Raw genomic sequence first — 12,769 nt, 5'->3', positions numbered from 1 at the left:
CCATGACCACCACGGCGCCGATCCACACGAGCGGCTCCGCGCTGCCCGTGACCGTCGAAGCGGTCGAGCTGCACCGCATCGCGATGCCGCTCGTGCGGCCCTTCGAGACGAGCTTCGGCCGGCAGACCGACCGCGAGGTGCTGCTCGTGCGGGTGCTGACGGATGCGGGGGAGGGCTGGGGCGAGTGCGTCGCCATGAGCGAGCCCGTGTACTCGAGCGAGTACGTCGACGGGTGCGACGACGTCATCCGGCACTACCTGGCTCCGGCGCTGCTCGACGCGGCGACCGTTCGCGCGTCGGACGTGGCCGGGGTCTTCGGCTTCGTCGTGGGGCACCGGATGGCGAAGGCCGCCGTGGAGACCGCGGTTCTCGACGCGCAGCTGCGCGCCTCCGGGCAGAGCTTCGGCGAGTACTTCGGCGCCGTGCGGCCCGAGGTCGACTGCGGCGTCTCGGTGGGGATCTCGCCCGATCTCGACACGCTGCTCGAGGAGGTCTCGGGCTACGTCGAGGCCGGCTACCGCCGGATCAAGCTCAAGATCAAGCCGGGCTGGGACCTCGAGCCGGTGGCCGCGGTGCGCGCCCTGATCGGGGATCTGCCGCTGCAGGTCGACGCGAACACCGCCTACACGCTCGCCCACATCGACCACCTGCGTGAGCTCGACGAGTTCGGGCTGCTGCTGATCGAGCAGCCCTTCCCCGAGGACGACATCGCCGCCCATGTGCGGCTCGCTCGCGCGATCGACACCCCGGTGTGCCTGGACGAGTCGATCACCGGGGTGGGCGTGGCGATCGACGCGATCGAGCGCGACGCGACCTCGGTGGTGAACATCAAGGCGGGCCGGATGGGCGGCTACCTCGAGGCGGTGCGCGTGCACGACGCCTGCCGCGACCGCGACGTGCCGGTGTGGTGCGGTGGCATGCTCGAGACCGGCCTCGGCCGGGCGGCGAACGTGGCGCTCGCGGCGCTGCCGGGCTTCACGCTGCCGGGCGACACCTCGGCGAGCGATCGGTACTTCGCCGAAGACCTCACGGAGTCGTTCGTGCTCGTCGACGGCCGCCTCGCGGTTCCGACCGGCCCGGGCTCCGGTGTGACCGTGCGCACCGAGCTCGTCGAGGCCTGGGCGGTGCGGCCGGCCGAATTCATCACCCGTGCCTGAGCGCCGCCGCGAGCCGGGGCTGCGTGTGCGGCCCTTCGATCCCGCCCGGGAGGCCGACCGCGCGGCGATCCTCGACATCTGCCTGCGCACGGGCGACGCCGGGGGCGACGCGAGCGCCCTCCACCCCGACCCGCGCGAGCTGACCGACCGCTACGCCACCCCGTACCTCGACGAGGCGCCGGAGTGGTGCTTCGTGGCCGAGAGCGCCGACGCCGGAACCGCTGCGCGTGTGGTGGGATACATCCTCGGGGTGCCCGACACCGCTGCCTTCGCGGCGGCGACGGGGCTGCGGCTCCCCGCGGTCGCGGGCCACCCCGCCCACCTGCACGTCGACCTGCTGCCGGAGGCCCAGGGCCAGGGCGGCGGCCGGATGCTCATGGACGCCCTGCTCGCCCGCCTCACCGCCGCCGGCATCCCGGGCGTGCACCTGGTCGTCGACCCGCGCAACACCGGCGCCCTCGCCTTCTACCCCCGCCTCGGCTTCACCGAACTCGCCCGCACCCCCACCGGCGTCATCTTCGCCCGCCCCCTCCCACACCCCCAACCTCCGAGCTAGCCCCCCGGCACCCGCGGCCCCGCGACCCCCCCACTACGTCGCCTTTGCCCGCACCGTGCCGCAGCCCGAGCCTTCGAGCTAGTCCCCTCCCCGAGTGCAGGCTGCAGGCCGCGCTCGACGACCCAGGGTGAGCGCGCGGCCGCGAAGCGACCGCCCGCGAACATGTCGCGCGGCGCCGGGCAAGGACCGGCGACGCCCGCGTGGGCCGCGCGCAGCACGGCCTACGCGGCAACCAGCACAGCGGGCGACATCAGCGCGATCAGAGCGAGCGCCAGCAGCGAGATCGCCCCCGCGACACACAGGCCGCCCACCCAGGGCCAGCGCTCGAACCAGTAGAGCAGCTCCGGTGACTCGGCGCGCAGCTGCGCCGCCGTGACAGGGTCGGGGAGGTGGCGGATCGGCACGTCGAACGCCGTCGCCACGCGGTCGAGGTCGGCGTCGGTCCAGAACTCGCCGCGCATGCGCAGCAGCAGCTCGCCGCCCGAGTCGAGCAGGAACAGCTGCCGGTTCGTCTCGGTGGAGACGCCCCGGTAGACGTCGACGAGGTAGGCCGTGGCGATGCGCTTGGCCGGGATGCGGTTGTCGTGGAAGAAGAAGCCGCGCTCGATCAGGCCGCCGCTCGTGAAACGGATGCTCACCTGCCGAAGCAGGAAGGCGCCGGCCAGATACAGGGCCAGCACGAACAGGAACGCGATGATGACGCGCGGCCAGGTTCCCCGGGGCAGGGCGAACCACAGCATGGCCGCGAACACCGGCAGGATGAGGGCGCCGGCCACGAGCCGGGTCTGCCCGAGAACCTGGGACCGCGGCCGCACGAGCGAAGCCCCGGGGTTCTGGGCGAGGCCCACGGTGGCGGCACGGGGGGTGGCGGCACGGGGGGTGGCGGCACGGGGCGAGGCGGCACTGGGGGAGGTGGTACTGCGGGTGACGGTACTGCGGCGGAGCGGCATCCGGTCTCGAATCTGCTGGGGGCTGGCGACGGACAGCCCTCGGTGGTCGGTTCCCTGTGCCGATGCTAGAGCCGCGCGCGCCGCCCGGACAGAGGCCGTCCGGGGGACAAAACCGACCCCGCTCCCAGGATTCTCCCAGAGCGGGGCCGGTTCGGTCGGGCCGCGCGGTGCGGACGTGACCCGGTGCTGTGCGGTGCCTCAGCCGATGTAGCCCTGCAGGGTCGCGTAGAGCGCATCCGACACCGTGTTCGGGCCGCCCAGCACCACGATCTTCGCCGGGTTCAGCCGGTTCAGTTCGGCCGCGACGGCGGCCGGGATGCTGTCGGCCGTGACGAGTAGCACGGGGCCGCCCTTCACGATCGCGGCGGCCGATCCGGAGAGGGCGTCGGGGAAGACGGCTCCGGAGGCGATGTAGACGTAGGGCACGCCCGGCGAGAAGGTGGCCGCCGAGACCGCCGCGGAGACCTCGTAGCGATCGGCGCCCGCGATCCGCGAGGTGGGGGCGATGCTCTGCAGCTGCGCCTTCACCGCGTCCGACACGGTGGCCGTGCCGCCCAGCACCACGATCTTCGCGGGGTTCAGCCGGTGCAGCTCGGTGGCGACCGTCGCCGGCACGCCATCCTTCGAGACCAGAAGCACGGGACCGCCGAGCTTGCCGGCGGCCGCCGACCCGGAGAGCGCGTCGGGGAAGACGGCTCCGGAGGCGACGTAGGCCACCGGCACGTTCGGCGAGAACGCGTCGGCCGAGACCGCCGCCGAGACCGCGAAGCGGTCGGCGCCGCCGATCCTCGTGGTGGGCGCGGTGGCCTGCAGGGCGGTCAGCACGGCATCCGACACCGTGTTGGTTCCGCCGAGCACCACGATCTTGTGCGGCATCAGGCGGGCGAGCTCGGTGGCGATGACCGAGGGGATGCCGTCCTTCGAGACCAGCAGCACCGGTCCGCCGAGCTTGCCGGCGGCCGCCGACCCGGAGAGCGCGTCGGGGAAGACGGCTCCGGAGGCGACGTAGGCCACGGCGACGCCGGGCGAGAAGGTGCTCGCCGAGACCGCGGCCGAGACCGCGTAGCGGTCGGCCCCGCCGAAGCGGAAGACGGTCGCGTCCGGGGCGATCACCGCCGCCGTGGGCGCGGAGGTCGCCGAGAGCGGATCGTAGCCTGTCTTCGTGCCCGAGGCCGTGAAGGTGATGGTCTTGCCGACGTCGGCGGCGACCGGGGTGTAGGTGAGACCGGTTGCTCCGGCGATCGCCGTGCCTCCGGCGGACCACTGGTAGGTCAGCGTCACCGGCGCCGGGGCCCAGGGTGCGACGGTCGCGGTGAGCAGTTGGCCCACCTGAGCCGTGCCCGCCACCGTCGGAGCCACGGGGCTGAGCGCGAGCAGCGGGGCGCCGTTGCTGTCGTACATCGCGTAGTCGTCGGTGGTCAGCTCGCCGTTCGCGGTGATGTTGAGGCCGAAGCTGATGCCCGTGATGTCGACGGGGATGGCGGGAGTGGTGAAGTCCGCCTGCGTGTAGATGCTCGCGGGCGGGAACAGCGGGCTCGAGGTCCAGTAGCTCCACACGCCCACGGTGTTGCGGGTGTAGATGGCGAACTGGGTGTTCGCCGTCGACATGTAGAACGCTCTCAAGGAGTAGGTGGCGCCCGGTGTCACGCTGGGTGAGCATCCGGATTCATCGAACAGGGCGAGCAGCTTCGCATCGCCGCTCACGTAATTCGTCATGGTGACCTTCGACGCCGTCGCTCCCGTGTGCCCCGGTGTGACCGTGGTGAACGTCGGGGTGTTCGTGCCGAAGCTCGATCCCCACCAGCACTGCGGGATGTTCGTGACGGTGCCGGGGGTCTCCAGGCTCGGGTTCTGCACGCCGTTCACGCCCGGGCCCGGAGGCGGGGTGAGGGGCGGGCCCTGCACGAGGGGCTTCACGGCTCCGCCGACGACCTGGTTCACGGTCTGCACGGTGCCGTTGCCGGCGGTCTGCCAGTCGGCGAGCCAGGTGGTGAACTGGTCGAACAGGGCGGCGTCGATGGTGGCGTTCGCCGGACTCGTGTCGCACGTGGTGGCACAGATGTGGTGGAAGGTGAACTGCACCCAGCCGTGGTCGACCGCCGCGGCCTGCGTGACGCGGGACTCCAGGGCGGCGAGGTCCCACGTGCTGTCGACCTGGTCGGCGGCGACCGTCATGAACGGGTCGGCCGGCGGGATGGTCTCGGCGACGCCGCAGTCCGGGCATCCGGAGCCGGGCGGGGTCTTCAGGTCGCCGAGCGAGCGGGCGCTGTTGTAGCCGCAATCCGCGACGGCCTGCTCGACGGCGGCGTTGGAGGAGGCGAAGGGATACGCGAAGTCGGTGATGGGGTAGCCCCAGTTGGTGAGGTTCACCCGGTCGTTGCAGATCTCGCGCTTCACGTCGTCGGCACTGAGTGTCGTGAGGTCGGGGTGGTGGACGGTGTGGCCGGCGATCTCGTTGCCGGAGGCGTAGAGCGTCGCGAGGTTGGCCTGGGTCATGTAGTCGGGGGCTCCGACGTAGCCGGAGATGATGAAGAAGGTGCCCTTGAGGCCCTTCGCGTTGAGCGTCGACGCGGCCGCCATCTGGTCGGCGTTGCCGTCGTCGAAGGTGAGCGAGACCACGGTGTTGCCGGCCGCGTGCGCGGGCTCTGCGACGGCGAGCACAGCGACCGCGCCGAACGAGGCCATGAGGGCGGCCACGGTGGCCACGGCGAGCCGCCGGAGGCGGGAGGGATGCGGCGAGGGCCCGGTGCGGGCTCGGGTCGTGGCAACGGCGCTCTCGTACATCAGGTACCCCCTACAGTCGGTTCGCCAGGCGCGATCGAGCGATCCGCCTGGCCGGGTCAGGGAAGTCGAGTCACTTCCTGGGGGGAAGTTAGCAGCGGCCCGGATGCTGGGCCCAGGTCGTTTCCCGCACGATTTCCTTGCGGGCAACCGCGCGGTTTTCCGCACCGCGGCGGGGCGTGGGCGGACATAGGGTGTCGGGGTGGGCAGACCGTCCCGCCGGCCGTCGGGACGCCACCGGCGCCGTCGGGACTTCACCGGATGGACTCCCCGCGCGGGCCCTTAGGCCCTAGGCGCGCGCCACCCGCCTACCTATGCTGAGCCCATGACGACCACATCGGGTTCGGTTCCACTCGCCGCCGTCGACGCCTGGTGGCGTGCGGCCAACTACCTCTCCGTGGGGCAGATCTACCTGCAGGGCGACGCGCTGCTGCAGCATCCGCTCACCGTCGACGACGTGAAGCCGCGCCTGCTCGGGCACTGGGGCACCACGCCGGCTCTCAACCTGGTGTGGGCGCACCTCAACAAGCTCATCGTCGAACGCTCCACGAACGTGGTCTACATCGCCGGGCCCGGCCACGGCGGCCCCGGCGTGGTGGCCAACGCCTGGCTCGACGGCACCTACTCGGAGCTGTTCCACACCATCCCGCTCGACGGCACCGGCATGCAGCGGCTGTTCCGCCAGTTCTCATTCCCCGGCGGCATCCCCTCGCACGCGGCTCCCGAGACGCCCGGCTCCATCAACGAGGGCGGCGAGCTCGGCTACTCGCTCGTGCACGCCTACGGGGCCGTGCTCGACACCCCCTCGCTCGTCACGGCCTGCGTGGTGGGCGACGGCGAGGCCGAGACCGCCACGCTCGCAGCGAGCTGGCACCTGAACAAGTTCCTCAACCCGGCCACGGACGGCGCGGTGCTGCCGATCCTCAACCTCAACGGCTACAAGATCGCGAACCCCACGCTGCTCGCGCGCATCCCGGAGCGCGAGCTGCTCGCCCTCTTCACCGGCTACGGCTACTCGCCGCGCATCGTCGCGGGCGGTTTCGACGGGGAGGACCCGATGCTCGTGCACGAGCGATTCGCCGCCGCGCTCGCCGCGGCTCTCGACGACATCGAGGTGATCCAGGATGCGGCGCGCCGCCCCGAGCATCCCGTCACCGAGCGCCCGGCCTGGCCGATGATCGTGCTCAAGACCCCCAAGGGCTGGACGGGCCCGAAGGTGGTCGACGGCCTGCCGGTGGAGAACACCTGGCGGGCGCACCAGGTGCCGCTCTCGGGCGTGCGCGACAACCCCGCGCACCTGGCGCAGCTCGAGGAGTGGATGCGGAGCTACCGGCCCGAGGAGCTGTTCGACGACGCCGGCCGGCCCGTCCCGTGGCTCGACGCCAACCGCCCCGACGGAGAGCTGCGGATGAGCGCCAACCCGCACGCGAACGGCGGGCTGCTGCTGCGTTCGCTCTCGCTCCCGCCGCTCGAACCGCACGCGGTCGACGTCTCGGCGGAGCGGGGCGCCGTGGTGGAACCCACCCGGATGCTCGGCCGCTGGCTTCGCGACCTCATCGCCCTGAACCCCGACAACTTCCGCATCTTCGGGCCCGACGAGGTGGCGTCGAACCGCCTCGACGACGTCTACGAGGTCACGGCCAAGGCCTGGCAGGGCGAGGTGCTCGCCACCGATGAGCACCTCGCGCACGAGGGCCGGGTGATCGAGGTGCTCAACGAGAACCTCGCGCAGGGGCTGCTGGAGGGCTACCTGCTCACGGGGCGGCACGGGCTGTTCACCTCCTACGAGGCCTTCATCCACATCGTCGACTCGATGTTCAACCAGTACGCGAAGTGGCTCGAGTCCAGCGCCCACGTGGAGTGGCGGCGGCCGGTGGCCTCGTTCACCTATCTGCTGTCCTCCCACGTCTGGCGGCAGGACCACAACGGCTTCTCGCACCAGGACCCGGGCTTCCTCGACCACGTGGTGAACAAGAAGGCGAGCGTCGTGCGGGTGTATCTGCCGCCGGACGCGAACACCCTGCTGGTGACCGCCGAGCACTGCTTCGGCACGCGCGACTATGTGAACGTGATCGTGGCCGGCAAGCAGCCGACCGCCACCCTGCTCTCGCTCGACGAGGCGCGGGCGCACGGCGCGCGCGGGCTCAGCGTGTGGGAGTGGGCCGGGACCGAGCGGGAGGGGTCGGAGCCGGACGTGGTGGTGGCGTGCGCGGGCGACATCCCGACGGTCGAGGCGATGGCGGCGGTGCAGATCCTCGCGCGCGAGATCCCGTCGCTCGCGGTGCGCTTCGTCAACGTGGTCGACCTGATGCGCCTGCAGGACAGCTCGGAGCATCCGCACGGCCTCGATTCGGACGACTTCGATGCGGTGTTCACCCGGGACAAGCCGGTGATCTTCGCGTTCCACGGCTACCCCTCGCTCATCCACCGGCTGACCTACCGGCGCACGAACCACGCGAACATCCACGTGCGCGGCTTCAAGGAGATGGGCACCACGACCACGCCGTTCGACATGCTGATGCTCAACGACCTCGACCGGTTCCGGCTCGTGATGGACGTCGTCAACCGGGTACCGGCGCTCCGCGTGGCCTACGCCGGGCTCTCGCAGCGGATGGACGACGAGCGCGTCGCCCACCGGGCGTACACCCGGGCCCACGGCGAAGACATGCCCGACGTCGTCGGCAGCGCCGGCCTCCCCTTCGCCCCCGGGGGAACGGATGCTGCTGCCGCGGCCGACACGGGCGACGACAACGCCCGCTAGACCGGCTCGATCCTCCCGATCGGCTCGCGCTTCTCCGCCTGGAAGCGGTCCTCGGTGCGCCCGAGGGCCCAGTAGCCCGAGAGGGAGAGCTGGTCGCGGGCGACGCCGCGGGCGGAGAACAGGGCGCGCAGGGCCTTCATCGACTCGCGCTCGCCGTGGGCGAAGATCTGGGGGCGGCCTTCGGGCCAGGGCTCCTCGGCCAGGGCTCTCGCGAGGTCTCCGGTGGGGTCGGGGCCCTCGGCGGCATCCGCCGCGTCGCGGACGAGCCAGTTCACGGTGACGCCCTCGGGGGCGTCGAGCGGGATGACGTCGTCGTCGTTCTCGACGGTGACGAACGCGAGGCCGGTGGCGTGGGCGGGCAAGGCCTCGAGGGCGGAGGCGATGGCCGGGAGCGCGGAGAGGTCGCCGGCGAAGAGGTGCCAGTCGGCGTCCGCGTCGGGGGCGTAGGCGCCGCCCGGGCCGCGGAAGGTGATGCGGTCGCCGGGCTCGGCGGAGCGCGCCCAGGGCGCGGCGAGCCCCTCGTCGCCGTGCACCACGAAGTCGAGCGAGATGGTGCGGGCCACCGTGTCGACCGAGCGCACGGTGTAGGTGCGGGTCACCGGGAGGTCGGCCGGGTCGAGGGTCTCCCGGAGCGCCTCCAGGTCGTAGGGCGGCTCGAGACCGAGCTCGGGCTTGGCGAAGAAGAGCTTCACGTACCTGTCGGTGAAGGGGCTGCCGGCCACGGCGTCGAAGGCGGGGCCGTCGAAGTCGCCGCCGCCCAGCACGAGCCGCACGAGGTGCGGGCTGAGGCTCTGCCGTTCGATCACCTGCACGGTGGTCTGCGGCCGGGTGGGACGGGTGAGGTTGGTCGTCATGGTGAGGGCAGCCTAACCCACGGGTCGCACCGTTGCCTGAGGTGGGGTGCGGCGCCGGGTGGCCGTACGATCGGAGCATGAGCAGCACGAATCTCCTCGGACTCCCGGAAACCCTTCTGCCCGACGAGCCGGAGGTGAAGGAGGCTCTCTCCCGCGCCATCGGCTTCGACGTCGACGAGGTGCTCGAGGCCACGGTGAAGGACTTCCCCACCTCCTCGCTCGCCTGGGCCACCCTGGCCGACCGTGCCTGGTACCGCGGCGAGATCGTCGCGTCGTACGCCTACGCGCGCGTGGGCTATCACCGCGGCCTCGACGCCCTCCGCAAGGCGGGCTGGCGCGGCCAGGGCCCGGTGCCGTGGTCGCACGAGGGCAACCACGGCGTGCTTCTCGCGCTCTACATGCTGCGCCGGGCCGCCGAGGGCATCGGCGAGAGCGCCGAGGTGGTGCGCCTCACCGAGTTCCTCGAGGGCGCCGACCCCGCCGCCATCCCCGCCATCGAGGCGGGCGGCCGCTAGCGCTCCCCGAGCGCCCGCCGGACGCCGAAGGCCCGGCCAGGGCGTGCTGCCCCGGCCGGGCCCTCAGAGCGTGCTCTAGTGCGGGCGGGAGGCCGTGCGGCGTCGCCGGACGGCGAGCAGCAGGGCCGAGCCGAGCAGCAGGGTCGCGGCGGTCGCGGCGAGCGGCAGGCGCGCATCCGGAGCCCCGGTCGCGGCGAGAGTGCCTGTTCCGCCACCGCTACCGGTACCCGAGGAGGAGCCGGTGAGGCCGATGCCGGTCGAGCCCGCCGGGACGGAGGAGCCGCCGGTGTCGCCAACGGTTCCGCTGGTGTCGCCACCGGTTCCGGAGCCGCCGGTTCCGCCGCCACCCGATCCGCCGCCGCCGGGCCCCGTGGTGGGCGGCGTCGTCGGCGTGGTGGTGGGTGGCGGGCTGGTCGGCGGTGTGGTGGCGCAGTCGCTGCCGGTGAACACGTTGTTCTGCAGCGTCACCGCCCCGTTCCGCGCGAGGGCGCGGCCGTCGACGGTGGCTCCGCTGTCGAGCGAGATCGAGGTGAGCGCCATGATGGTGCCCACGAACGAGGTTCCCGTGCCGAGCGTGGCCGTGCTGCCGATCTGCCAGAACACGTTGCAGCTGCGGGCGCCGTTGAGGGGCACGACGCTCGACGAGGTGGCTGTGGTGAGGGCCGAGCCGATCTGGAAGACGAACACCGCGTTCGGGTCGCCCTGCGCATCCAGGGTCAGCGGGCCGGTGAGGCCGATCGAGCTCGCTGCGGTGTAGACGCCCGGCGTCAGTGTGAGGCCCCCGAGGTCGCCGGCCACGCTCGCGTCGCTGGCCTGTCCGGCCGCGGCGTTGTAGGCGGTGGTGAGATCGCTTTGGGCCTGCAGAGCGGCCGCGTCGGCGGAGTGGCTCGCGCCGAGCACGATGCCGGGCGGGAAGCCGCTGATGGCGGACCCCGGACTCACTCCGATTCCGCGCGAGAGCACGCTCGGGCCCGTATTGGTGACGGCCTGGCCACCGAGCACCGAGTAGGCCGCGGCTGTGCCGAGACCCACGGTGGTGCCGATGGCTCCGGCGGGCGGCGCTGCCAGCGCCACGATGGCGAACGCGGCGATACCGGTCACGGTTCCGGCACCCAGCCGGACAGTGATGGATCGTCGACGGTTCGGGTTGTTGTTGTGGCTTTGCATGAAAGCCCCCCTGAATCTCCGTTGCACGGAGCCGCTCTCACAAGGTGCGAGTCTGTCTAACCGTACGCGCAGGCGCGCGCGTTAACTATGCTGATCGGCACATTGGCAGGCTCAGGTGTTAGCCTGCACACCAAGTGGACCGACTCCCAGACGATGAGTCAGCCTGAACAGGCACGTGGAGGTTCGGATGCACGAGGGGGAATTGTCGAGGCTCGCGCTCTCGGCCGGTCACGAAGATCTCCGCTTGCCGGAGCTCAGCACGGCCGAGCTCGAGAGCCTGTCGGTGCGGGTCTCGGCGCTGGCGACCGACCCGGCCATGGCGCCCGACGGCGCTCTCGCCCTGCGCTTCGAGTGGCTGCAGCCGATGATCGACGCCGAGCTGCGCACCCGCGACGCCACGGCCGGCTGACGACGAACCGGGCCGCCCTCCGAGGAGGACGACCCGGCGCCGGTGTTGCGGAACACGCGGCTCAGACGGTGAGTGTGACGTCCGCTTCGCCCTCGCGGTTCAGGCCCGCGGCGTTCGGCGGGGCCGCCGCCGCGTCGATGCCGCCGGCGGAGACGATGGCCTCCACGCGCTCGCCGAGCGTCTGGTCGACGTTCTTCCAGTACTGGATGGCGCGCGCCTTGATCTCGGACACCGTCACCTGCCCGACGTGCCCGGCGATGTTGTTCACCAGACGCTCCCGCGCGGCGTCGTCGAGCACCTCGCGCACGAGCGTGCCGGCCTGACCGAAGTCGTCGTCCTCGGCGTGCAGGGTGGCGGCGGTGCGCTGCAGCTCGCCGTCGTTCTGCCAGCCGGGGGTGTCGCCCGCGGCCTCGGCGGAGGCCGCGGGGCCGCCCACCGAGTTCGGGGCGTACACCGGCGTCGACGGCGGGTTGAAGGCGTAACGGGAGGCGCCGTCCTTCGAGTAGCTGTGCACCTCGGCCGCGTGCGGCGCGTTCACCGGCAGCTGCGCGTGGTTCGTGCCCACGCGGTAGCGGTGCGCATCCGCGTAGCTGAAGATGCGGGCCAGCAGCATCTTGTCGGGCGACGCCGCGATGCCGGGAACGAAGTTCGACGGCGCGAAGGTGGCCTGCTCGATCTCGGCGAAGTAGTTCTGCGGGTTGCGGTCGAGCGTGAGGGTGCCGACGCGGTGCAGCGGGTAGTCGCCGTGCGGCCACACCTTCGTGAGGTCGAAGGGGTTGAAGCGGTAGCTCTTCGCGTCCTCGTAGGGCATGATCTGCACCGACAGGGTCCAGCTCGGGAAGTCGCCGCGGTCGATCGCCTCGCCGAGGTCGCGGATGTGGAAGTCGGCGTCCTCCCCGGCGATCTGGTTGGCCTGTTCCTGGCTGAGGATCTCGATGCCCTGGTTGGTCTTGAAGTGGTACTTCACCCAGAATCGCTCACCCGCGGCGTTGATCCACTGGTAGGTGTGCGAGCCGAAGCCGTCCATGTGGCGCCAGGATGCCGGCAGCCCGCGGTCGCCCATCAGCCACGTCACCTGGTGGGCGCTCTCGGGGCTGAGCGACCAGAAGTCCCACTGCATGTCGTTGTTGCGCAGGTGCGAACCCGGCAGGCGCTTCTGCGAGTGGATGAAGTCGGGGAACTTGATGCCGTCGCGGATGAAGAACACCGGGGTGTTGTTGCCGACCAGGTCGTAGTTGCCCTCGGTGGTGTAGAACTTCAGGGCGAAGCCGCGGGGGTCGCGCCAGGTGTCGGGCGAGCCCTGCTCGCCCGCGACGGTGGAGAAGCGCGCGAGCGCCTCGGTGGTCACGCCGGGCTGGAAGAGCGCTGCGCGGGTGTAGGCCGACACGTCGTCGGTGATCTCGAGGGTGCCGAAGGCGCCGCCGCCCTTGGCGTGCACGATGCGCTCCGGCACCTTCTCGCGGTTGAACTGGGCGAGCTTTTCGACCAGGTAGTGGTCGTGCAGGGGGATGACGCCGTCGGCGCCGACGCTCTGCGAGTGGTCGTCGCTCGCGACGGGGGCGCCGGAGTTCGTGGTGGTGTAGTCGGTCATGCTCGTGTCTGTCTCCTCGGTTTCGTGT

At 71.7% G+C, this 12,769-nt stretch carries 10 protein-coding genes; 5 read left to right on the top strand and 5 right to left on the bottom strand.

All coding sequences use genetic code 11. The features are described from left to right. Positions 1-2 precede the first annotated feature (2 nt). Positions 3-1,157 (top strand): o-succinylbenzoate synthase, encoded by a 1,155-nt coding sequence (gene menC / locus VD659_RS02585; RefSeq protein WP_423259578.1) that lies wholly within the window; start codon positions 3-5, stop codon positions 1,155-1,157. Beyond that, positions 1,150-1,713, top strand: coding sequence for a GNAT family N-acetyltransferase (locus VD659_RS02580; RefSeq protein WP_423259577.1), 564 nt, complete (start codon positions 1,150-1,152; stop codon positions 1,711-1,713). Before menC ends, VD659_RS02580 begins: the two co-directional genes overlap by 8 nt. Positions 1,714-1,934: 221 nt before the next feature. Here the strand turns inward: VD659_RS02580 and VD659_RS02575 are convergent, their stop codons facing one another. Beyond that, positions 1,935-2,663, bottom strand: a complete 729-nt coding sequence (locus VD659_RS02575) for a hypothetical protein (protein ID WP_423259576.1) — start codon at positions 2,661-2,663, stop codon at positions 1,935-1,937. Positions 2,664-2,861: 198 nt separating this feature from the next. Next, positions 2,862-5,447: a cell wall-binding repeat-containing protein gene (locus VD659_RS02570; RefSeq protein WP_423259575.1), complete on the bottom strand. Its 2,586-nt coding sequence runs from the start codon at positions 5,445-5,447 to the stop codon at positions 2,862-2,864. A 322-nt stretch (positions 5,448-5,769) separates the two neighbouring features. On the opposite strand from VD659_RS02570, the gene VD659_RS02565 reads away from it, so the two are divergent. Continuing rightward, positions 5,770-8,205, top strand: a complete 2,436-nt coding sequence (locus VD659_RS02565; RefSeq protein ID WP_423259574.1) for a phosphoketolase family protein — start codon at positions 5,770-5,772, stop codon at positions 8,203-8,205. On the opposite strand, the gene VD659_RS02560 is transcribed toward VD659_RS02565, so the two are convergent. Then, positions 8,202-9,059, bottom strand: a complete 858-nt coding sequence (locus VD659_RS02560) for a siderophore-interacting protein (protein WP_423259573.1) — start codon at positions 9,057-9,059, stop codon at positions 8,202-8,204. The genes VD659_RS02565 and VD659_RS02560 overlap by 4 nt on opposite strands. Before the next feature lie 77 nt (positions 9,060-9,136). Between VD659_RS02560 and VD659_RS02555 the strand changes: the two genes are divergently transcribed. Continuing rightward, positions 9,137-9,574, top strand: a complete 438-nt coding sequence (locus tag VD659_RS02555) for a DUF3151 domain-containing protein (RefSeq protein WP_423259572.1) — start codon at positions 9,137-9,139, stop codon at positions 9,572-9,574. Between the two features lie 75 nt (positions 9,575-9,649). Here the strand turns inward: VD659_RS02555 and VD659_RS02550 are convergent, their stop codons facing one another. Next, positions 9,650-10,741, bottom strand: coding sequence for an ice-binding family protein (locus tag VD659_RS02550; protein WP_423259571.1), 1,092 nt, complete (start codon positions 10,739-10,741; stop codon positions 9,650-9,652). Positions 10,742-10,928: 187 nt separating this feature from the next. Between VD659_RS02550 and VD659_RS02545 the strand changes: the two genes are divergently transcribed. Beyond that, positions 10,929-11,150: a hypothetical protein gene (locus VD659_RS02545; protein WP_423259570.1), complete on the top strand. Its 222-nt coding sequence runs from the start codon at positions 10,929-10,931 to the stop codon at positions 11,148-11,150. Between the two features lie 61 nt (positions 11,151-11,211). On the opposite strand, the gene VD659_RS02540 is transcribed toward VD659_RS02545, so the two are convergent. Further along, positions 11,212-12,741 carry a catalase gene (locus VD659_RS02540; RefSeq protein WP_423259569.1) on the bottom strand — a complete coding sequence of 510 codons (1,530 nt, stop codon included), beginning with the start codon at positions 12,739-12,741 and terminating at the stop codon, positions 11,212-11,214. Positions 12,742-12,769 lie beyond the last annotated feature (28 nt).

It is taken from the genome of Herbiconiux sp. 11R-BC (genome assembly GCF_049472555.1).
GTDB lineage: Bacteria > Actinomycetota > Actinomycetes > Actinomycetales > Microbacteriaceae > Herbiconiux.
This window is presented reverse-complemented; position numbering and strand designations above follow the sequence as displayed.